Source organism: Companilactobacillus heilongjiangensis, assembly GCF_000831645.3.
Taxonomy (GTDB): domain Bacteria; phylum Bacillota; class Bacilli; order Lactobacillales; family Lactobacillaceae; genus Companilactobacillus; species Companilactobacillus heilongjiangensis.
Genome location: NZ_CP012559.1, coordinates 1,100,519 through 1,124,028, shown reverse-complemented (window position 1 = coordinate 1,124,028; position 23,510 = coordinate 1,100,519). Strand labels below are relative to the sequence as shown.

The 23,510-nt window shown below is 36.8% G+C and carries 20 protein-coding genes and 1 pseudogene; 6 read left to right on the top strand and 15 right to left on the bottom strand.

Translation table 11 applies throughout. The features are described from left to right. Entirely contained in the window at window positions 1-447 is a 447-nt protein-coding gene (locus JP39_RS05160; protein WP_041499380.1) for a GNAT family N-acetyltransferase, read from the top strand. A gap of 276 nt (window positions 448-723) precedes the next feature. On the opposite strand, the gene JP39_RS05155 is transcribed toward JP39_RS05160, so the two are convergent. Both JP39_RS05155 and JP39_RS05150 read right to left on the bottom strand, forming a co-directional pair. Next, a complete protein-coding gene (locus tag JP39_RS05155) occupies window positions 724-1,863 on the bottom strand; it encodes a glycerate kinase family protein (protein WP_041499381.1) in 1,140 nt (379 codons plus the stop codon). A gap of 13 nt (window positions 1,864-1,876) precedes the next feature. Continuing rightward, window positions 1,877-3,160, bottom strand: a complete 1,284-nt coding sequence (locus tag JP39_RS05150; RefSeq protein WP_041499382.1) for a GntP family permease — start codon at window positions 3,158-3,160, stop codon at window positions 1,877-1,879. A gap of 267 nt (window positions 3,161-3,427) precedes the next feature. Here JP39_RS05150 and JP39_RS05145 point away from each other — a divergent pair, with 267 nt between their 5' ends. Both JP39_RS05145 and JP39_RS05140 read left to right on the top strand, forming a co-directional pair. Beyond that, a complete protein-coding gene (locus JP39_RS05145) occupies window positions 3,428-4,483 on the top strand; it encodes a CdaR family transcriptional regulator (protein ID WP_041499383.1) in 1,056 nt (351 codons plus the stop codon). A 325-nt stretch (window positions 4,484-4,808) separates the two neighbouring features. After that, on the top strand, window positions 4,809-5,534 hold the full coding sequence (locus JP39_RS05140) for an alpha/beta hydrolase (RefSeq protein WP_041499384.1): 726 nt from the start codon (window positions 4,809-4,811) through the stop codon (window positions 5,532-5,534). Window positions 5,535-5,623: 89 nt separating this feature from the next. Here the strand turns inward: JP39_RS05140 and JP39_RS05135 are convergent, their stop codons facing one another. Beyond that, entirely contained in the window at window positions 5,624-6,829 is a 1,206-nt protein-coding gene (locus JP39_RS05135; RefSeq protein WP_041499504.1) for a NupC/NupG family nucleoside CNT transporter, read from the bottom strand. A 235-nt stretch (window positions 6,830-7,064) separates the two neighbouring features. On the opposite strand from JP39_RS05135, the gene JP39_RS05130 reads away from it, so the two are divergent. Next, the gene (locus JP39_RS05130; RefSeq protein WP_048698656.1) at window positions 7,065-7,910 is read left to right on the top strand and encodes an aldo/keto reductase; all 846 of its coding nucleotides are present in this window, start codon (window positions 7,065-7,067) and stop codon (window positions 7,908-7,910) included. 94 nt (window positions 7,911-8,004) lie between these two features. On the opposite strand, the gene JP39_RS05125 is transcribed toward JP39_RS05130, so the two are convergent. From JP39_RS05125 to JP39_RS05085, 9 genes are all read right to left on the bottom strand, one after another. Further along, window positions 8,005-9,330: an APC family permease gene (locus JP39_RS05125; protein ID WP_048698658.1), complete on the bottom strand. Its 1,326-nt coding sequence runs from the start codon at window positions 9,328-9,330 to the stop codon at window positions 8,005-8,007. A 5-nt stretch (window positions 9,331-9,335) separates the two neighbouring features. Then, window positions 9,336-9,554: a hypothetical protein gene (locus tag JP39_RS05120; protein WP_041499385.1), complete on the bottom strand. Its 219-nt coding sequence runs from the start codon at window positions 9,552-9,554 to the stop codon at window positions 9,336-9,338. 201 nt (window positions 9,555-9,755) lie between these two features. Then, window positions 9,756-10,469: a gamma-glutamyl-gamma-aminobutyrate hydrolase family protein gene (locus JP39_RS05115; protein ID WP_041499386.1), complete on the bottom strand. Its 714-nt coding sequence runs from the start codon at window positions 10,467-10,469 to the stop codon at window positions 9,756-9,758. Between the two features lie 197 nt (window positions 10,470-10,666). Then, complete coding sequence (locus JP39_RS05110; RefSeq protein WP_041499387.1) at window positions 10,667-11,527, bottom strand: PRD domain-containing protein; 861 nt, start codon at window positions 11,525-11,527, stop codon at window positions 10,667-10,669. 51 nt (window positions 11,528-11,578) lie between these two features. Then, entirely contained in the window at window positions 11,579-12,391 is an 813-nt protein-coding gene (locus JP39_RS05105) for a Cof-type HAD-IIB family hydrolase (RefSeq protein ID WP_041499388.1), read from the bottom strand. A 527-nt stretch (window positions 12,392-12,918) separates the two neighbouring features. Further along, entirely contained in the window at window positions 12,919-14,343 is a 1,425-nt protein-coding gene (lacG, locus tag JP39_RS05100; protein WP_041499389.1) for a 6-phospho-beta-galactosidase, read from the bottom strand. 18 nt (window positions 14,344-14,361) lie between these two features. Then, window positions 14,362-16,098 (bottom strand): lactose-specific PTS transporter subunit EIIC, encoded by a 1,737-nt coding sequence (locus JP39_RS05095; protein ID WP_041499390.1) that lies wholly within the window; start codon window positions 16,096-16,098, stop codon window positions 14,362-14,364. A gap of 38 nt (window positions 16,099-16,136) precedes the next feature. Next, complete coding sequence (locus JP39_RS05090; RefSeq protein ID WP_041499391.1) at window positions 16,137-16,487, bottom strand: PTS lactose/cellobiose transporter subunit IIA; 351 nt, start codon at window positions 16,485-16,487, stop codon at window positions 16,137-16,139. Window positions 16,488-16,498: 11 nt separating this feature from the next. Further along, window positions 16,499-17,353 carry a PRD domain-containing protein gene (locus tag JP39_RS05085; protein WP_041499392.1) on the bottom strand — a complete coding sequence of 285 codons (855 nt, stop codon included), beginning with the start codon at window positions 17,351-17,353 and terminating at the stop codon, window positions 16,499-16,501. Window positions 17,354-17,977: 624 nt separating this feature from the next. Between JP39_RS05085 and guaD the strand changes: the two genes are divergently transcribed. Further along, on the top strand, window positions 17,978-19,291 hold the full coding sequence (gene guaD / locus JP39_RS05080; protein ID WP_041499393.1) for a guanine deaminase: 1,314 nt from the start codon (window positions 17,978-17,980) through the stop codon (window positions 19,289-19,291). After that, entirely contained in the window at window positions 19,291-20,637 is a 1,347-nt protein-coding gene (locus JP39_RS05075) for a uracil-xanthine permease family protein (protein WP_041499394.1), read from the top strand. The genes guaD and JP39_RS05075 overlap by 1 nt, the downstream gene beginning before the upstream one ends. 56 nt (window positions 20,638-20,693) lie before the next feature. On the opposite strand, the gene JP39_RS05070 is transcribed toward JP39_RS05075, so the two are convergent. The 3 genes and pseudogenes from JP39_RS05070 to JP39_RS12795 all read right to left on the bottom strand — a co-directional run bounded on the left by JP39_RS05070 (window position 20,694) and on the right by JP39_RS12795 (window position 23,203). Then, window positions 20,694-21,830, bottom strand: coding sequence for a GGDEF domain-containing protein (locus tag JP39_RS05070; protein WP_041499395.1), 1,137 nt, complete (start codon window positions 21,828-21,830; stop codon window positions 20,694-20,696). Between the two features lie 245 nt (window positions 21,831-22,075). Then, window positions 22,076-22,564: pseudogene (locus tag JP39_RS12800) on the bottom strand (GGDEF domain-containing protein); the annotation flags it as partial. Window positions 22,565-22,588: 24 nt separating this feature from the next. Further along, a complete protein-coding gene (locus JP39_RS12795; protein WP_281176201.1) occupies window positions 22,589-23,203 on the bottom strand; it encodes a hypothetical protein in 615 nt (204 codons plus the stop codon). Window positions 23,204-23,510: the final 307 nt, after the last annotated feature.

The window sequence follows — 23,510 nt, the reverse complement described above, 5'->3', positions numbered from 1 at the left end:
TTGAAGATAATTGCCGTGACACAACGAAGTTCCGAGTTAATCAAACAACTGATAGCAGTTTGGGAGAGTTCCGTCCGTTCGACTCATAAATTTTTGACTGAGGAAGACATACAGAACTTTAAGAAATCTCTACCAACCGTTCTAACTAAAATTACTCACCTAATTATCGCAATAGACGGTCAATCGCGACCAATTGCTTTCATGGGTATCAATGAACCAGAAATTGATATGCTCTTTGTTGATGATAAAAATCGTGGTCAAGGTATCGGCAAATCGTTAATACACTTTGGTATCACAAATTATCAAGCCAATCAAATCACAGTCAATGAACAGAATCCGCAAGCTAAAGGTTTCTATGAGCACATGGGATTTGCGGCATACCAGCGACTAGCAACTGATGATCAAGGTAAACCTTTTCCAATATTGAGAATGAAACTAAAAAAATAGAACAATCATTCTACTTAAATGTAGATGGTTGTTCTATTTTCATATAGTTGTCTTTAAATATTATCATTATCAGTTTTTTATTAGCGAATCAAATTATCAAATAAGTTTATCTAGCCGGAGGCTGGCAGTAATGTAGACAGCCACGAGAGTGGCGTTAGAACAGCGGTTTTCTGTTCTTACACCACTGACATATTTTGAGATTCGAGACCGCACTTTGGCTCGAATCGGTCGCATAGCAGGCTACATTACTGCCAGCCTCCGGCGGCATTTAAAAAATCACTTTGTATTTTTGATCAAGCGGCCGATATTCTCAGCAACTTGTTGAAGGTTCTTGTCTGTATTTTGAATGGCAGTCGATAGTTCTTCAACACCCGGAACACAAGTGAAGATGGCATCGATACCTAATGGATATAACTCAGAAATTTTTTCACCAATCGAACCAGCAACAGCAATCACAGTCGCATCAGGATTGACTGCTTTCGTAGCTTTTGCCACGCCAATTGGTGTTTTACCAAATTTAGTTTGGAAATCGATCTGGCCTTCGCCTGTTACAACGACGTCAGCATCTTTAACCTTATCCTTCAATTCGGTATAGTCGACTACAATGTCAACGCCAGAGCGCATTTCAGAGTTGGTAAAGGCCAATAAACCAGCTCCTAATCCACCCGCAGCACCGGCACCAGCGACTTGTTCAAGATCTTTATTCAAATCACGTTTTAAAACATGTGCGTAATGTGACAAGGCTCCATCGAGGAACTCAACCATTTCAGGACTGGCACCCTTTTGTGGTCCAAAGACATGACTTGCGCCATTAGGACCAGTCAAAGGATTTGTCACATCAGAGGCAATAATAACTTTAACATCAGCTAATTCGGGCATCATTTCAGAAACGTCAATATGGTCAAGTTTTTCTAACATTGCTCCACCATACTGCAATTCTTCACCCTTATCATCCAACAAGTGTGCGCCCAAAGCTTGAGCCATACCAGCTCCACCATCATTTGTAGCGGAACCACCAATACCAATAATGATTGTTTTGGCACCATTTTGAATAGCGGATTTAATCAACTCACCCGTTCCAAAAGTAGTCGTAATGTAAGGGTTTTGGGTAAACTGATTGATAAATTGAATCCCACTTGCTTCAGCCATTTCAATCACAGCAACTTTACCATCATTGATCATGCCATAGTGAGCTTCAGTCTTATTTCCTAGCGGATTAACAACCTCGGCAGTCATAATCTGCCCTTGTTTGGCATCAACTAGTGATTGGACCGTTCCTTCACCACCGTCAGCCATTGGTATATTAACGTATTCGGCATCAGGATAAACTCTTTCAAAACCTTTTCGTAATGATTGAGCAACTTCTTTAGCCGTCAAAGAATTCTTATATGAATCTGGAGCTAAAACAATTTTCATTTATAGTCCACCTCTAGAACAGATTTCCATACATCAATGTTGCAACAATTGTCATTGAAAGTCCAACTAGCATTTCCCAGAAAACGACGCTCATTCTCTCTTTGAAATGCATATTAACAGCTTTGGCAGTCACGTGGAAATAGTTACCATGTGGCAATTGATCGATTACAGTCGCTCCGGTATGAACCATCGCTGCTGCACCCGTACCAGAAATTCCGAATGACATGATTGACTTACTGAATGAATTAGAAGCCAGGATGACACCAGTTGAAGTTGAAGCTGTAGCTGCTGCCATCAAGATTCCGGCAATTGGGGCTAAGAATGTTCCCGAAATACCTGAAGTCTGAACGATTTCAACAACTTTTTGAGGCAAGTTAGATACTGAAACTAATCCAGCAATCGCACCCGCACCAATTAAGATTAAAACTACATCTGTCATACGAGCTAAACCTTTTTGCATATACTGCAAGAATTTTTTACTCTGACCCATGGCAATTGTTCCGATCAATCCGGCAATTGGCAAGATATACATTGCATCCAAGTTGAATGATGCCAAGGCTTTAACCCCTAAGATATCGCCAACTGGTGTAATAAGTAGTAGCACAACGGCAACTAAAGGTGTCACAATGGCCGCTTTTAAACTTGGTAAATCTTTTTGATCCTTTGTTTCAAACTTTTCAGTCTCCGGAACAAATTCACCACGGTTCTTAATCAAACTTGCTAAAACTACTGTCACGATTAAACCAACAACTGCGGGAACAAAATCAGCAATCATTACTTGTGACAAATCAACGTTAAAACCTTTAGCAGCCGCAATCGTATTTGGGTTTGGTGAAATAATATTTCCAGCCTTACCACCACCAGATAATGCGACCAATAGTGAAAGTTTACTATAATGCATCTTTTGACCGACTTCCAAAGCAATCGGAGCAACGATTAAAACAGCGACGGGAATAAAAATACCTACACCTGTCAAAACCATTGTCGAAAGAGCTAACGCTAAAATAGCTAGTCGATCACTGAAACGGTTAACAATGTTGGAAGCAATTACGTTAGCCGCTCCAGACTCCATCATTACCCCGGCCAAAACACCAGCGGCAATAACACGGATAATAGTTCCCATAACCCCAGAACTACCCTTAACAATTGTGTCCGTTGTCTGAGCTAATGAAAGTCCTCCAACTAAACAACCGACAATAGCACCAAAAATCAAAGCATAAACAGGATTAACTCGAAATAGAATCAAGCCAATCGCTAATAGCAACCCCAATAAAGCTGCCCACCAAGCAATAACCATACTTACAAATACACCCTTCCTCAATATATCTTGTAGCATTGTTAAATTTTTAACAATTAATTAACGAGTGTATAATACAGTGATAAACAATCAAAATCAATGTACAACTGCACAAATGTTGTTGTAATAATAGTTAAATAATAAAAATATTCCTTGATAAATCAGTGTTTTAAAATATAAAAATATTGTAAAATATTTATATGCACAAGTTTTTCGATAAACGTTTTCATGAAACTTTGAATAATAATGAACAAGGAAGACCACAAAATGAAATTAGACCCGCAGCTGGCACAATCAATTGTCGACAAAATGATGGGAAGCATTCCCTACAATATAAATATGATGAATGAGAAAGGCTATATTATCGCAAGTGGCGACAAAAACCGTATCAATACCCTGCATATTGGGGCGATTGATACGATTCAGAGTGGTAAAACTAAACCAATGGTTGAGTCATTCGGTAAATTTGGTCAGCCTGGTGTTAATATTCCGGTTGAATTTAACGGCGAAACAATTGGGGTTATCGGTATCACTGGTGACCCAAAGAAAGTGACTCCCCTTGCCTCACTATTGAAGATTTCAACTGAGCTGCTGATTTCACAAATTCACAACACTAAAGTGGAGGGCCAACGACAAGAAAGTTTAAATCACTTCCTATATCAGTGGTCCAACGCTGACAATTTGATAAATAATGAGGAATTAAAATTACGGGCACAAACATTAAAAATCGATCTAACGATTCCACGTTATGCCATTATTGTTGAAACGAAAAATCTCTCTCAATTACAACTCAATCCGACCGACTTCACTTTTAGCAAGACTCCAGAGCAACAGTTGATTATTACTAAGAACGAGTCTGATTTATTACGCTATTTGAAGTTTTGCCAAGAGAATCATCTCAAGATTGGTATCAGTGAACGTTCCACTGACTTAAAAGCTTCCATAAAACAAGCTCAAGATACTATCAAAGTAAGTAAAGAATTAGGTCTAACTGATACATATTATTTCAACCAAATCAGTTTTCTTAATCATGTACTAGAAAGTAATTTACATTCAAGACGTGCTTTAAGTATCTTCAAGAGTTTTCTAAAGACAAAGGCCGGCTTAGAACTGTTAGAAACATTGGATTGTTACTTTAAGCATAACGGTAACGTAACGGAGACTTCTAACGCATTGAAAGTCCATCGAAATACTACCAATTATCGTTTAAATAATATTTCTGAATATTTTGGCTTGAGCTTGCATGATCTACCTGATACATTGCAACTTTATGTTAATTATTTGTATTTTAAAAAGTATTTATATGAGCATGAACAGGAGTAATAGGGCTTTTCTGATTGATGGTCTATTTTTGATGATTATCAATTACAGATTTAAAATTGAATCCGTATTCACGTTATCTAATGCAACCGAAAATATGTTAGTTGGAAGAGCTGAGAGTATTCATCCGCAGCGAAAGTGGTGTAATGGCTTTAGCCATTACACCACCGGACGTGTTGGAGACTTTCCGTTTTTTGGAAAGGCTTCAACCGAGGTCCGAGACCGCACTGTGGCTCGGACCGTGCCGCGCAGCAGATGAATACTCTCAGCTCTGGAAACAGCTCCAAGTTATCGGCTAACAAATATACTAATATTGCGAGGTTTTTCCATGACTTTAATGAATCTTAGTTATCGTACTAATTATTTACATACTTACTTCAAAACAACTGTTGTAGTACCTGATACTAACGAAAGCAACTACACGGCTGTCTGGCTTTTACATGGCTACACTGGTGACGATTCCGCTTGGATCAGACACGTTAATGTTGAGAAATTAGCTCGAGACCACAATTGGGTCATCATTATGCCTGAAGGTCGCAACGCTTTTTACTCTGATTCTAATTTCATCCCTTACTACTCCTACTTTGTCGATGAATTCATCCCTAAAATGCAGAGCCTCTTACCCATCTCTAAAGAACGTGACCACAATTTTATCGTCGGTTCGAGTATGGGCGGTTATGGTGCTCTCAAAATTGCCTTCTTAAATGATGATAAATTCAGTAAAGTTGCTGCTCTGTCGCCTATTACTGATATTGAACATTTCCGTGACAATCCTAAAGGTCCGATGGCCAAAGAAACTTTCAATAGTATTTTTGATAGTCCAGATAAAATTGCCCACAATCAGCTAATTAATATTTATAATAGTCGTCAACCTAAACAACAAATTTTGACGCTGTGTGGTGATGCCGATTTTATGCATGAAGATAATATTATGTTCAAAAACTTCTTATCAATTCACGCCAAAGGTCATTACACATGGATGCCTGTATCAGGTGATCATTCTTGGAAAACTTGGGGCGACAATATCGAAAAAGTCTTTAATTGGCTAAATTAGAAAAAAATAGAGACTGTTATCCAAAACCGGATCACAGTCTCTATTTGATTTAATGCTCGAAAACTAAACAAGTTTTGTCACACTTTTTTTTACCAAACGAATAGTCCAACAAATGCTGCTGACAATAATGAAACTAGAATACCTGACAACAACATGTAACCAACATTTTTCGAAATAATATCGTTCTTTTCCTTATTAACAATACCTTTGAAACAACCAATAATCATACCTAACGTTGAGAAGTTAGCAAAGGATGTAATGAAGACTGTTAAAACAGCCTTAAAGTGCGGATCAAATTCCTTAATAATACCAGTAACTTTACCCATGACAACAAATTCATTGGTAACTAACTTAGTACCCATGTACTGAGCCATTTGGAACGAATCATGACTACTCAAGCCGAGCAACCAAGCAAATGGATACATGATGATACCTAAAATATGCTCCAAAGTTAACCATGGATTAACTAGTTGAAGAATTTTATCAATTAAGGCAGCTAACGCAACGAAAGCAATAACATTAGCAGCAATGATCAAAATTAAACGACCGGCGCCTAAAATTGAATCGCCTAAGAATGAGAAGAAAGGCTCTTTTTTGCCACCTTCACCTTGACCGCTCAATTTGGCAATCGTATCTTCTTCTGGTGTAACGGTAACGGGATTTAACAAACTCGTTACGATAATTGCATTGATAATATTAATCGGAATAGCAGTCAGGATAAATCGCCCTGGCATCATTTGAATATATGAACCAATAATTGACGCTGTGACACAACTCATGGACATCATTGCTAATGTAACGTTACGTTGTGACTTGATTTGCTTCAACTGTAAACTTGAAACAGCCAATGCTTCAGTATTACCTAAGAACATCATTTCAACCGCAAAGAATGATTCAAACTTTGGTTGACCAGTGATAAATGACAAACCTTTACCAATCCATTTGATGATAAATGGCAAAATTCCAATATAAGTCAAAATATCAAATAATGGCACGATCAATAAAATTGGTAAGAGTGCACTGGTAACAAAGTCCATACTCTTAACGTGCACCCAACTTGGCAAGGCAAATTCGATTCCGACATAAGCCACTTGAACTAACCAGTTGAAACCATCGGCAGCACCTGAAACAATTGCACGGCAGATATCAAAACTCGTCAAAAACCAAGCTAGGAATAAATTCAAAACTACCATGATAGCGATGGATTTCCAATGGATATTCGACTTATCCTTTGAGAAAAGGAAACCAATAGCTAGAAAAACGATAACACCTATTACGTTAACTACTAAGTACATACTCATATATACTTAACCCCTTTTTTTATTTGAAGATCCGTATTGTTAAATTTTTCACTTCTTTTTAATATTACATGGGGATAAACTTTTTGTAAATATTTTTTTACAATAGAAATCAACTAAATAAGGCATTATTTCAAATATTTATAAATCAGCTATATAATAGTATTGATAACGATTACAGAATTATTATTTACTAAACTAAAATCGGTTCTTTTGAAAGCGAGGTATTCGTTTGAAATCAATTACATTTAACCACCAAAATACATCTGCTATTGGCATCGGAACTTGGCACATTGGTGAAGGAAATAACATGATGACAGAATCTGAAATGGCGGCCATGCGTTACGGTCTTGACCATGGCATCAATGTTATCGACACTGCCGAAATGTATGGTGAAGGAAAATCTGAAACTTTAATAGGAAATGTTTTAAAAGATTATCATCGAAATGACATTCAATTAATTTCAAAATTCTATCCCTATCACGCAACGCCAAAATTAATTGAAGAAAGTCTAAAAGCTAGTCTCAAACGACTTCAAACTGATTATTTGGACTTATATCTACTACACTGGCGAGGCAAAACTCCCCTTTCCGAAACAGTTATCGGTCTTGAAAGAATGGTCAAGGCTGGACTAATTAGAAATTGGGGTGTTTCAAACTTTGACCGCAGTGACCTTGAGGAACTATTCAGTGTTCCCGATGGCGAAAATTGTCGCATCAACGAGGATCTCTATAATATTGGCAGTCGTGGAATTGAATATTCCGTTTTACCATGGCAAAAGAAAAATCACGTTTCATTTATTGGATATTCTCCATTTGGTTCCGACGGCGGTGAATTCTTGAAGATTAAACCAGTTCTAACAGAAATGGCTCAACAAAAAGGTGTTAGCGTTCATCAATTATTGTTAGCTTGGGTCTTGAGAAATCATGATCTGCTCAGTATTCCAAAGACTAGTTCTGTTGAACATATGCAGAGCAATCTGGAAGCAATTGATATTAGTTTTACTAAGGACGAGCTGGAACTATTGGATAAATATTATCCCGCACCTAAAAATGAAGGTCGGCTTGAAATGATTTAAACAATCACAAAAAAACTCGTAACAAGGAATGCACTTTTGCAAACCTTTGTTACGAGTTTTTTTTATCTACATTTTTCTAATGAGATGTTCAATATTAATCTATAAAATTCTTGCGAGATAAAAAGTAGAATGGTACTGCTACTAGTAAGGCTCCGAAGCCCCAAATTAGATTTGAAATGCTCGTTTGTGCCAATAGCCATAACGATACCGTAATGGCTAAAACGGGAATGAACCATCCAAATGGGATTTTGAAACCTGACTTGCGATTCTTCATTGTTTTTCTAAAAACCAACACAGCCAAACAACTAGGAATATATTGAGCAAATCTGGAAACAGCACTGATTTGTACCAGCGTATTAAAACTTCCTGACACGGCTACCAACAAGCCTAATAATGCGGAAATAATAATAGCATTGTGTGGAACTCCAAAACGATTCTTGTGTGTTAAAAACTGTGGCATCATACCGTATTCTGCCATTGCTACACCGAATCTGGGTGTAATAAAGGATGTCGAGAATCCAACTCCTCCAATTGACATCAGTGTACCAGCTGCCACCAAATACTTTCCGAAACTGCCAACCATTGTGCCAAACGCATCTTGAATCGGTGTTGTACTAACAGCCAGTGACTTTCCCAATACTCCGATACAAACTGTTTGCACGAGTATGTAAAAAGCTGCAACAGCCAAAATCACAATAATTAAAACTCGTGGTAAATCTTTCTTCGGATTCTTCATTTCTCCGGCGGCAACAACTGAACTTTCAATCCCTGTAAAGACAAAGAACATTGTCATCGCGGCCTTTGCAAAAGAACCCTTGCTAGCAACTGAAGCTGGGATCATTGGTGTAAAATTACCACCTTTGATGAACCAAATTCCTATCGCAATAAAAAATACTAGTGGTAATAATTTTGATACCGTAACGGCGTTATTCAAAATTGCTGCAACTTTGATACCAAACAAGTTCACGGTCATTAACGTCAAAGCCATAATTGTAACGATAATATCTTTATCAAGTGGATTATTTAATTCTGGAAAAACACCGGCAACCGCTGTAGCAAAGCCAACATAGAGCGTACCTTCAGCAATGATTCGAATCGTCCAGGTGACGAAACCAACTTCATAGCCGACAAAGTTTCCAAAAGCGGCTTTCGCATAAACATATGCCCCACCTGTTTCATCAAAAAGACTGGAATCTTCAGCGAAACATAATCCAATCGTTAGCACCAGCACGGCATCGAAAGCTAATACGAAAATACTAGCCGGACCAAAGAGTCGCATCCCTTCATTAGGTAACAAGAAAATTCCAGATCCAAGAATACTGTTGATTCCAAATAATAGAACCGTCCAAAAGCCCATTTTCTTTGACTTGACGGCACTTTTGACAGTTGGTGCATTAGTTAGAGTTATCGCTTGTTTCATGATTTTTACCTTCTATATAATGTCAGAATTTTTTGATTAGGATAGCTTAATAGAGCCTGTTCGGGCTGCTGGATCTGCTGAACCTGTTCAAGAAATTCGGGCTGTAGGAGGTCATTAACTGAAAATTCACCACGTTCTAATCCACGACCAACCATAGACAATTGTTCGACTGCCTTGTTTGCTCCAGTTAGAATGTTTGCAGCGAATCCAGTTAATTTACTCATAAATGCTTTACCTCTTCTTTTTATTTTAATATTTAGATTAGCACTCTCATATTGATTGTCAATTTCTTATAATGAAATTAGTTATTTTTTAATGTAAAAGTTTTTTGATGAAGGGCTAACTTTGTTATTAAAAATCCAATCACAGCAAAAAAGCCAATTCATTATTACTAAATTGGCCAAGTTTTAAACTATATATTGATTTTATGCCCGTGCAATAAAGTCCTGAAACAATTCTAATTGTCGGGAATCATGTTGCCACATATTCTCTGGATGCCATTGAACACCTTGAATTGAAGCATTAGAATTTTCAATTCCTTCAATTACACCGTCTGGGGCTTCAGCAACAATCTTCAATCCTGCAGCAACATCTTTAATCGCTTGATGATGTCGTGAATTAACAAAGACGTTATCGCTCACAGTTTTAAATAAATAAGAATCATGATTCACTGATATAAAATGCGTTGGTTGGTCGCCTGGAGCTTCTTGATGATGCTTTAAAACTTTTCCGGGGAATTGACTGTTCAAATCTTGATAAACGGTTCCACCTAACGCAACGTTGATTATTTGAGCGCCACGACAGATTCCGAGAATGGGAACTTTTTTGGCAACAGCGGTTCTAATCAGAGCAATTTCAAAGATATCACGGTTTCGATTAGTCGCACCCAATTGTGGAATTGGCTCTTCACCCATGAATGTGGGGTCAATATCTGGACCACCAGTAAAGATTATTCCGTCCAAGCGCTCGACTAATCCATTGATCTGTTCTTTAGGAATATATGGCAAACTAACGGGGATTCCACCGGCGGCCACCACTCCATCAACTGCCGGACGGGGTACAAAGTCCATTAGTTTTTGATTGATCACTGACGTGGCGCCAGTATATATATCTGCGGTGATGCCAATTACTTTGCTCATATATTAATTCCCCATTTCCATTTTCAATTTAATCCGATGAATAATTTACTAACATTATTAAATATTTTCTAATTTAAGTCTAGTGTTATGGCAATATTTTTTTAATAAATTTCATTTTCTCTAATAAATTAATATTTTGAATATAAAAAAGACATATTTCTTAAGATTAACCACCCTAAAAAATATACCTTCATTTGTTATGCACCGTTCAATCCATCTTCTTGCGTAATTCTTTGAATATGAATGTTGAAATATAACAGTTCTTTATTATTCAATTCGACCCCACGTGCCGACTTTATTTCAGCAGAAATCTGCTTAGCAATCGAGGTTGAACCAGGATAATCACGTTCCATTTCCAATTCGATTTTTTGATCAAAATTAGTGTCCGCCGAAATATTATTCAAGCGTTGTTCCAAATACTGCAAATGAACCATGAACCGATCATAGTAATTACTATTACTCTTAGTACGAAAAATATTATTTTGCAACATAACCTTTTTAATCAGCTTAGTGAAATCAACTTTTTTAGTCATATCAAGATTATTACTACTGTCAGAACTAGTCTGAGCATTGATAAAATGTAACGCTAGATTTCTAATCTCGGACATTGGCAAATCAATATTGAGATTTCGATTGATAATTTTCAAGCCTTCACTGGCAATTAAATACTCTTCAATATACTTGTCACTCATATCAGGAATATGACTAGGCTTATATTGATTATCCATATAACGTTTATAAGCTCCATAAATGTGGTCACTTAAAGTAATATAAATATAATCTAATGCGTGATAGTTGAACTTCTTGCGGGCATAATCCACGATTTCATAGGTGGTAGTTACAACATCGATGGGAATGTCCTTTAACAAAAAATAGAGATTCTTCTGGGAATCAACTGTATCGAGATAAAAGATTTTTTCAATCTTCTCACTGTCCAAGGTCTCCCCTTTCGATTTATGAAAAGCAATCCCCTTGCCTTTAACGATGGCTTGTTGATCATCATCTAAATCGACAATTGCTGTATTATTATTAAATATTTGTTTGATAATTAATTGCATAATTCCCCCTCATACAATTAATTATAAATGAAAGCGGATGCTTTTTTTCAACTACAAGACAAATTTTTCAATTGCTAATCCTACGCCACTGTGATTATTGTCTGCTGTAACATAATCGGCGGATGCCTTAACATCTGGTAGACCATTTTCCATAGCAACCCCTTTGCCCACAATCTTCAACATTGGAATGTCGTTGTCACGGTCACCCATTGCCATAACTTCTGAAAGATCAAAGCCCAGTTCTTCAGCCAAAACTTTAATTGCTTTGCCCTTATTAACGTGTTGTGGGAATACTTCTAAGAAACCAATTCCCGTTCGAACAACAAAATAATCTTTATCAAATTTTTCATGGACCATTGCTGAAACAGAATCGAGTTCTGATTCGCTACCATTAATAATTGCTTTAACAATCTTGAAATCATCTGGCAATTCATCTGGCTCTTTTAAATACAAGCCATTAGCATTTTCATGTGCTTGCATAATTGTGTATTTATCAATCCAATCCTCACTGCTAGTATATGTATTACCATGATTATCAACGACGTTATAATGTAAATTATTATCATGAACAAATTGGACAAATTCACGATAAAACTCATTACTCAACATCTCTTGGTACATAATCTTGCCGTTCATATCCTCAATAATTGCTCCACCATTAGTAATCATATATTGTTCGGAACCACTGATACCCAATTGGTCAGCAAATTTTATAACGGCGTTATGAGTTCTACCAGAACACATAACAACCTTGATACCTTTGGTCAAAGCACGCTTAATCGCTGATTTATTTTGATCAGAAATTGTTTTCTGAGTGGTTAATAAAGTGTCATCCAAATCTAAAGCAATCATCTTATAATCCATAATTATCTCCTTATTTGTCTTCATAAATATACCCTTGTTGCCAGATGATAGAATATTACAATTATTTCATACTTAATAGTCCAGAATTCTTGAATATGAGTATATTTGAATGCTTTTATATTCAATTAATTAGTCGGAAGAGCTGGGAAATATTTGTGTGACGTGGTAGTGGTATAAGTACGGGAGGTATCTCCCGTACTTATACCACCGGGCGTGTTTGGAGCCTTGACGAACTGTGTCAAGGCTTCAAACCGAGGTTCGAGACCGCACTTTGGCTCGGGCCGTTCCGCACAGCTTGTGAATATTTCCCAGCTCTGGAGACGGGATACTTAACTAGCAACATACGTCCTAATATATATTGTACCGAAAAAGAGCTTTGAGATGTAGATATCTCAAAGCTCTTTACGTTTTTCAACGGTTAACTGTTTTCAATACCTAGGGGAGACGGAAATAACGTCTCATATTAAAAACAATTATTTTTTAGGTAGTTGTGGCGCAAGACAATTTCAATTCGAGGAAATTTGAAACTAGTCTTCAATTTCGTGTGTTTCACTGAGTTTCTTAAACCAGTAGGCACTCTTCTTAACGTAACGTTTCTGCGTTGGGAAGTCGACGAAGAACAATCCATAACGCTTGCTGTAACCATTAGTCCAAGAAAATTGATCTTGCAAGGACCAGATGAAGTACCCTTTGACATTGGCACCATCATTAATGGCATCCGCAATTGCACTGAAGTATTTCTTGAGATAATCGATTCGCTTAGGATCATCAATTACAGTATCACTAGTAGCATCCTTTGGTAGGCTTTCTTTCAAACCAATACCATTTTCAGTTACATAAATATCTGGTACCAATGGGTAATCGTCATGAATTCTCATTAGAATATCATGCATCCCCTTTGGATAAATTGACCAATCCCAGTCAGTTGTTTCAACATCGTCAGGCTTCTTCTCTTCACCGATACCGTGCAAGCGAGAAACTGAAGTTCCCTTTGCACCAGTACCGTTATGAATAGTCTCCGAAGCGCCGTTATACTCACGTAACCATTTGCTAAAGTAGTTATTTACTCCAACAAAGTTTAGCTGATGAGCGGCTTTGCTGATTTCAGCCATTTCTTCATCGTTATACTTGAACATTGGTTGATCATTAGCATCAAGAATTTCTTTAATCAAATCTAGAGTTTCCTTGTGATATTCACCGGCTAAAGTTCCGTCCAGATATAGTCTATTTTCTAGCGCATCTTGTAAGGCAGCGGCATGTTTGTCACCTGCACTGTCACTATATGGATAAACGGTTTGCAGTGCGTGAACAATACCAATTTCACCGCCTAAATCCATATCTTTATATGCATTGACAATCTTAGAGTGAATCAAAATTTGATTGTGCTCAGCTTGGAAAGTCTTGTCGAAACGACCTTTTTCAGCTGGTGGGAATGTTCCAGAAGTATATTGTTGAACGGCCATTGAAGTTGGTTCATTAATAGTGATCCAATACTTAACTTCAGGAAATTCCTTGAAACAATATTTAGCAAAAGCCAAGAAGTCATCTAACATCTCTTGACTCAACCAGTCACCTAACTCATGTAATCTTTCAGGTGTATCAAAGTGATGTAGCGTTACATATGGAACGATGTGGTGTTTAGCACAAGCAGCGAACAACTTGTGATAATAGGCGACTCCACGAGGTTCAACTTTGCCAGCACCATCTGGGAAAATACGTGACCAAGCGATTGAAACTCTAATTACTTGCACGCCATACTCCTCAGCAAGTGTTAAATCTTCGTCATAACGGTGATAGAAATCAGCGGCTGGATCTGGACTGAAACGACCTTGTTTCTCTAGAAAGTCATCCCAAAGAACGCGTCCTTTGCCATCTTCTTTTGTAGCACCTTCAACTTGATAGGCAGCACTGGCGCCACCCATTAAGAAATCTTTTGGTAATGTTTTACTCATTTACAATCATCCTCCGAACTAAAGATTAGATTCAACAAAGTCTAAGGCTTTATCTCCATCGTTTGTCAATTCAATGTATTGACGACCAGTTGTAGTTACCAACTTAACGCCATATTTATCAGTAATCTTCTTTAGATTACCTTTCATACTTTCCATTTGTGGAGCTAAGATAACCATATTCATATTTTGAATAAGATCCATATCTTGACCATAAGCACGAGCAGCAGCGGATAACTTCAAGCCTTTATTCTTTGAAAGTTTGTTCAAAGCATTAGCTAAAATACCACTAGTACCACCGCCGGCACACAATACCAAGACATCAACTTCATTATTCTTAAAGTACTCTTCTGTATCCTTAGAACTCGTAGCGACTGTTGCTTCAGCAGAATTATCTGTAGATGCTTCAACTGTGGCACCTTCGTTTGAGTTATCTGAATCAAGAGCAACTTCTGGAGTAGCACCAGCAAGGGCAACATCGCCTTCGCCAGCAGCTTCCTTAGCTTTTTCTTCTGTTAATAGTGTCTTATCGTAAACACGAATGAATGGGAAGTAGATAAGTACATCGACTACCAAAGCTAAGAGAACAAAGACAAATGATAACGGAGCGAATCCGGTTGAAATCAAAATACCAATTGGTGCAGGAATTGTCCATGGCATTGTATACATGATACTGTTCATACCTAATACATTAACGAAGAACTTGAACATACATACGTTGACAATAGGTGTTGCCAAGAATGGTAGGAAGAACATTGGGTTCATGATAATTGGCATACCGAAAAGTACAGGCTCATTAACTGAGAATGAACCAGGAATAAAGGCAGCCTTACCAACAGCCTTCAATTGGGCTGAACGAGCAGCGAACAACATGATAAAGGCAACAACGAATGTTGATCCAGTACCACCAAAGTTCATAACGTAATCCATTGTATTCATAGCTAAAACGTGTGATGCGTGAACACCGGCTTGATATTGTTCCAAGTTAGCAGCAGTATTAGCAATCATAATAGGAACAACGGCTGGTTGAACGATTGATGGACCTTGAACACCACAGAACCAGAAGAAGGCCATGGCTCCGGCAATAATTGAAAGTCCAATGTAAGAATCACTAGCTCTAAATAATGGCGATAGAACTTGAATAATCCAACGAGGAAGAATAGTTCCTGTTGCAGCTTTAAATCCGATACCGAATAACCAGAATACTGTAACGGATGAAGCCATAGGAATAAGATCTTTAAATGTTTGTGAAATATTTTGAGGTACCTGTGGAGGTAACTTAATAGTTACATTGTTTTTAATACAGATATAGTAAATATTTGGAACAATTAGACCAACGATATAAGCACAGATCAAACCTTGTGTACCCATATAAGTTAAGTCATTACCAGTCTTTAGTGGCAAGATTGATAGAATAATAAAAGCGATTTCTGATGCAATAATTACAGAAACAGGATTAATTTGGTTTGTCTTAGGCAATTCCAAATTTTGACTATCAGTCAAATTCTTAGCGGTTGTACCAGCAACGAACAAAGCTAATAGTCCCATTGAATAGTTATATGCAATCATAAAGATATTTGTTACATTAGTAGGCCAATAAAATCCCCATGCATTTGGAACATAGGCAATCATCATGAAAATACTTGAGAAGATGATAATTGGCATACAGGCAATGAATCCGTCACGAATAGCAGAAACATATTTATTCGCAGCAATGGCCTCAAAGGCCGGTTTGAGCTTATCAAATACACCTGACATAATTACTTTCCCCCTAGATCAAATTTGGTTCTAAAACTTTAATTCTTCATATCTAATTTTTCTTCAATCTTATTAATACGTTCATACTCATCAATAAAGAATTTGCACTCATCCATTAACATCATTGTTGTCATCAAGGTATCTTGACCATGAACCATAATGAATGTGACATCCATATTCATACCACCAGCTTCGTCAGCCAATAACTTTGTTTGTGAGTTGTGAGCATCAACAATTGATTTATTAGCTTCTTCAACTAATGCTCTAGCTTCATCAATTTTACCCACGCGAGCACTCTCTAAAGCCTTGATTAAAGCGGTCTTGGCGTCCCCTGCGTAAGCCACGATTTCGAATCCTGTCATTGAAATTTGTTCTTTTGTAACTGCCATAATAATTACCTCTACTTCGTAGTTTTTTCTTGTGTTAATCGTTGAATGTGAATTATGAAATATAATAGTTCATTACTACTTAGCCTAGTCGAAAGCTTTGATTGAAGACTTGTGTAAATTTCTTTAGCAATCTTAGAAGAACGCGGATACTCTTTTTTCATCTCCGATTCCAGCCTATTGCTAAAGTCACGATCTTCAGTGTCGTCATTATCAAGGCGTCCTGCTAAATACTGTAAGTGAATCATGAAACGGTCAAAATAATTGCCATTTCCTTCAATGCGATAAATCCGATTCTTATTCAAAATCGTTGTCACAATGTCGCTAACTTCCTTGGAAGTATTTTCCTTTAAGTCACTAGCTTGAGACTCTTCACCTTTAGCATTAATGAAATGTAGTGCAATACTTTTAATCTCCGACCGTGGGAAGTGAACATGAAGATTTTCATTGATAACATCTAAACCATGACTGGCAATTTCGTATTCGTCCGGATATTGCTCGCTCATATCAGGAATTAAACTCTCTTGGTACGTGTGAGCCAATAATCTTTGATATGAACCGAAAATATGGTCACTCAAGGTGATGTAAACGTAATCTAAAATGTTATAGTTAAAGTCTTTTTTCGCATAATCAATAATTTCATAAGTAGTAGTTACAACATCAATTGGAATATCTTTGATCAAAAAGTATAAATTTTCTCGTGATGATTTTGTATTTAAATAAAAGATATTCTCAATCTTGCCTGAATCAACTTGTCCACCTTTGGTCTTCTTAAAAGCGATTCCTTTGCCCTTTACAATTGCTTGGCGATCATCTCCTAGGTTGACTAACGCACTGTTATTGTTAAAGACTTGGGCAATCTCTACCATCTCATTACCCCCTTTCTGACAACAAAAAAGAGACCACCAACGTTTTTCCTAATGATAGTCTCTGGACTTATCATTGAAGAAAATACGTTGAGTGATCTCGCCTAATTTAATAGTAACAATTCACTGAAAATATATTCATCTTTCAACACGGATTAGTATATGACAGATATTTTATTTTGTAAACGGTTTCAACAAATTATTTTTTAAATCATTTATTTTTAATATTTGAGTTTGTTTAGCAAAAGGCGACAGAGCGGTATTTTTGGATATAATTTGGGGCAATATTTTTTTACATATTTCTTTTAGCTACCATGGCCGATTCAAGGCTTTGGTTTGTACCAATTAGACGTTTTATCTATCAAAATTATCGGTAATCAAAATTTTTAACCGGTAATTTTATAAATCCATCATCGTACTTCATACAAAATCTAAATACTTTCAATAAAGCACTTAAAGCGCATACAGAAATATTAAAATCCAAAAATAATGAACTTTCCATCCAAATTTTCCTCAATCTTTTTGACATTCAAGTAAAATACGAACTATTTACTATTTCTTTACATAATTATTCATGTTATTCTTAATACATAAAATTTAAGGAAGTGTTAGATTATCACCTATCAAATAGTTTTTGAGGGAAATTATTTTTCTTCAGCGACGTTTGACAAGGCGGATTTCACACCAGATTCACTTATATGTGTAGACCAGTCAGGAATTATTGACCGTGTTGTATCCGCTTCTGATAGCGATTATCAGATTGTCAAACAAGCTGCAATGGATAACGATATCCTCAAACAAATACCCAAAGGAAGTTATCTTTTACCAGGATTCACTGATTTACATATTCACGCTCCACAATGGCCTCAGGCCGGTTTAGCTTTGGACAAACCGTTGAACGAATGGCTCAACACTTATACTTTTCCACTCGAAGCTAAATTCAAAGATCTACAGTATGCCAAAAAAGTTTACCAAAGCCTGATCAAGGAATTATTAGCCAATGGTACTACGACTGGCTTATTCTTTGGTTCAGTTCACACGGATGCTAATTTAGTTTTAGCTAAGGTGTGTGCAAAACTAGGACAACGTGCCTTTATTGGTAAAGTTGCGATGGATAATCCTGACCAAACTCCTGATTATTATCGTGATGAATCATCCCAAGTTGCTTTGGAAGAAACTGAAACATTTATTCTCAAGATGCAAGCACTACAGGAACAGACTAACGCTGACATAACGTCAGTCATTACTCCGCGATTTGTTCCTAGTTGTACTGACGAAACATTGCAAGGTCTGGGCGACTTGGCTAAAAAGTATGACTTACCGATTCAATCGCATTGTAGTGAAAGCATTTGGGAAGACCATTATGCAACTGAACGTTTTAATCTACGTGACGCTGAGGTGCTGAACAAATTTGGATTATTGACTGATAAATCTGTTATGGCCCACGGTACTCAATTAAGCGACAGTGACTTGGATCTCTTTGAAAAGACTCAAACAGCTATTGCTCACTGCCCTATTTCCAACGCTTACTTTGGAAACTCCGTCATGCGTGTTCATGACGCCTATCAAAAAAATGTCAAAATCGGTTTAGGTACCGATATCTCCGGAGGATTTTCTCCTAGTATTTATCGAAATATGCAACAAGCTATTATGTCATCACAGATGTTACAAGATTCTAGTCAAAAACCGGCACGTCTTTCAGCCAGCAATGTCTTCTATTTAGCAACAATCGGCGGTGCTAACGCCTTACATATCAATTCAGGACAAATTAAAGCTGGTTTCAAAGCCGACCTTCAAATCGTCCAAGATCAATACTTCGAACTCTCTTCAAATAATTCTGATGAAATATTTGAGAGACTTGTGTATCACACAAATAAAGAAAATATCAAGCAAGTCTATGTAGCTGGTAATTTAGTACATGACAATCGAGGAGAAAAATAATGGAAAATAACAACAAGAGCAGTTTATTAGTTGGCCCTGACGACAAAATTGGCATGGGTGAAGCTGGTTTCTTAGGTCTTCAACATGTCTTAGCAATGGATATCTACGTTCCACCAATTATCTTAGCCGGAATGATGGCAATGGGTCTTGGCGATCAAATGGGACTATTACAATCAACATTCTTAGCTGCTGGTATCGGAACAATTTTACAAACCTTTGTATTTATGAAGATGCCCGTTTCTCAAGGTCCATCATTTGTTCCACTTGGTGCCGCTGCCGGAGTCGTCCTGGCTTCAGGTGGCTTGAAAGGTAACGGTATGGGAACGCTGATTGGTGCCCTACTAGTTGGTTCTCTTATTTTAGTTATCTTAGGTGTCACTGGAGTTTTCCAAAAAATTATTAATCGCTTAGTTCCTGCCTTAGTTGGTGGTACGATCATCACTTGTGTTGGTTTATCATTGATTCCTACCGCTCTAAACAGTAATATTTTCAACGCTCCTGGCAAGATTGACAACAATATCATCTTAGCTTCTGTTACTGCTTTAACACTCCTAGTTTCTGTCGGTATCAGTTTGAAATTTCCTAGCGTTCGTCGTTTCTTTAGAACTAGTTCAATTATTTTAGCTCTAGGTGTTGGTACAATCGTTTCAACCATGATGGGTATGTTCGACTGGAAAGCAGTTTCAGATGCTGCTTGGTTCGGTCTTCCACAACGTACTATTTTCCACTGGGGTATCAACTTTAGCCCTTCAGCTATTATTACTTTCATTATCATTTACGCCGTTATCACAACTGAAACAACTGGTACATGGTTCGCCATGGGTGCCGTTACAAATCATGAAATCACTGACAAGCAATGGAATCACGGTATTATCGGTGAAGGTTTGAGCTGTTTAGTTGCCGCATTACTTGGTACAACACCTGTTACAGGTTATTCAACTAATGCCGGTGTTATCTCAATCACTGGTGTCGCAAGTAAAAGAGTTTTCTTGTTCGCGGGAATTTGGTTCTCAATCTTAGGTTTCTTCAGTAAATTGTCAGTCTTTCTAGCTGCTATTCCTGCTCCAGTTATCGGTGGTGTCTTCGCAATCATTACAGTTACAATCATGCTTAACGGTTTAAACGTTATCCGTGGTTTGGAAACAACTGATCGTGACCTTTACATTATCGGTATTCCAATTATTTTGACACTAGCCTTGGTACTTCTACCAGCTAATGTTACAAAAAACGCTCCACAAATCTTGCAATACTTATTAGGTTCACCAATTGCCATGGCTGCTATCGCTGCTATCATCCTTAACTTAGTGATGCCTAAGACAAAGAAAGCTAACGTTAAAGCTATTTAATATCAACAACATAAATAAGAGCTGTAAATCCAAAATCCGGATTTACAGCTCTTATTTTATTTAGCCGTAATTTGCTTACGCCCATTTTTCTTCGAATGATAAAGATTTCCATCTACACGTGAGTAGAAGTCATTCGGATTCAAGTCCTCTTTAGAAATTGTTGAAACGCCAACTGAGACAGTGATGGAAATTGAATTTCCAGCCTTATCATCTAAATCAATGTTCAAATGATTCAATGCCATAAAAATCTGTCGAACTATCGGTTCAGTCGCCGATAAATCATAACTTGGAAAAATGACATTAAATTCCTCGCCACCTGTCCGATACAATTTAACTTTCGGATCATTTTCATCAAGAATCGTTTGAACAACATCCGCTGTATGCCTCAACACCTTATCACCGGCCAAATGACCATAAGTATCATTAACCTGCTTAAAGTGATCGATATCAAACATCATCATCGAAAGCGATAAATTACTCTGAAAACTAGCATCAAAGAGGTTGCGAATTTCCGAAACGTAGGCTGCATAATTCTCAGTTTTTGTCAGAGAATCATGATTGGCGAATTCCAACAAACGCATTTTTAAATTGCTATCTCGTAAAATCATTCCGACATAGCTATATAGCAACATTTCAAAAATAGCTAAATAAAGCCATTCTTCATAATATGTTTGCCAACTGAAGCCAAACTTTATCTTCATAAAGAACCACAACAGTCCAACAAAGAATATACCTGATACCATATATATATAAAACGGATGATCATTATGCTGCTGACGTCTGATGTGACTCAGAACTTCATAGAAACTTAGTAATGTAACACTGTGACACCAAGATTCCCAATATCCAATCGACCCGTTAAAAAGCATATACGCTACTAGTAATGGATACAAATAATAAAACGGAACGTGAATATTTAAGAAATACGCGCAGAAAATCAATGCGATGAGTTGAAAATTCATAAATTGCCAAGAGATTGACGTATTAACAAGCTTCAATTGCATACTGATAATGAAAATTCCCATATAAATAACACCAAGCCAAGAATTTATGAGATCTTCATTAAATCGTATATCTTTTGAATAGAACCAAGTCCTCAAAGAATCAAAAAAGACTTGATACAATGTAAAAACACCTAGAACAAAAAAAACACTCGTGATAAATGGCGACAAACGCCAAACTGACCATGTCAAAAAACCGAAACCTCCTGCTAGGCTACTTTTTTAATTATTTATAATTTTATTTATATAAAATAACAACTTATGCCATAGTAGCACAAAAAAATCTCGCTGTTTCACATATTTGTGGAATAGCAAGATTTGAACGGCTTAACAGCCTTTAGAGCCACTCTAATCATTGATACATCAAACTCAAAAGTTGAAATCCATAAAAAGGACAATATTTAACAACTATCCTTTTTGCACGGACACATCTAACCTTATTGTGCCGTAATTTGCATACGACCATTTTTCTTAGAGTGATAAAGGTTGCCATCCACTCGATTGTAAAAATCATCAGGACTCTTATCAGTTACGGCCAAACTAGATACCCCAACAGAAATTGTGATTTTAATTTGATTTTTACCATCTTGAATATTCAAACTATTCAATGCTGTAAAAATTTGCCTAACAATCGGTTCAGTTGACGGCAAGTCATAACCTGGAAAGACAATATTAAATTCCTCTCCACCAGTCCGATACAATTTCACATTTGGATCATTATTATTAATCACCTTTTGAGTCTCTGTTACAGCCCTTTGTAAAACCAAATCGCCAGCCAAGTGACCATAGGTATCATTAACTTGCTTAAAATGATCAATATCAAACATCATCATCGATAAATTTAACTTATTACGAATACTCATTGGAAAAAGAACTTTCATTTCAGCCACATAAGCTGCGTAATTTTCAGTTTTAGTTAACGCATCATGGTTAGCAAAAGCAACAAGTCTTCATTTGACATCACTTTCACGTAACAACATCCGAACATAACTATACAGTAGGACTTCAAATATAATCAGATAACTCCATTCTTGAAAGAAAACTCTTGTAGTTAAATGGAATTTTACTGCAACGAAGAACCACATAATTGCTCCCCAAACGACACCGGTAATTATGTAGCCAACAAACGGACGCTTTCTAACTGGCATCCTACGAATATAATTGAACGACCAATAAGTAATCATGATACTCAAAGCGTGCGCCCATGATTCCCAATAACCAATAGAATTGTTAAAGACCATATAAACTAAGACGATTGGTACAAAATAATAAATTGGAACTCTAATGTTAAGAAAGTATGCACAGAAAATCAAACCAATGACAATAAAGTTCATGAATTCCCACGAAATACTTTTTCCCACTATTGTTGACTGCATGCCGAATACGAAAATTAACATGTAGATAACACCAAAAGCAGACCTCAATGTGTTATCAGTAATTGAAAGCTTTTTCTCATGTACGACGGTTTTCAACCAATCGAAGACAACTTGATAAAGCGTGAAAACACCCAGAATGAAAAAGATACTAGTAATAACAGGTGAAACATGCCAGACACTCCATGTCATACGATTCTGTCTCCCTTCACAGATTAATGCTTTTCATTAAAGTATTTGCACATTCAGAATACACTTTAATATATTTATTTCAATTGAAATCTTACTATTATATTTATCAAAAATTATATAATTAAATTATCTAAAAATTGAAATAGTCAAATTTAAGTCAGACACTGTCTCAATATTGTCAATTACATATTATTTTCCATATATATCAAATTAATTTGAATTAATCATTGAATTACTTGCATTAAAGGGAAACTGATTTCAACAACAAGTCTAGAAATAATCACTAGTTCTCTAAAAAGCTTTATAA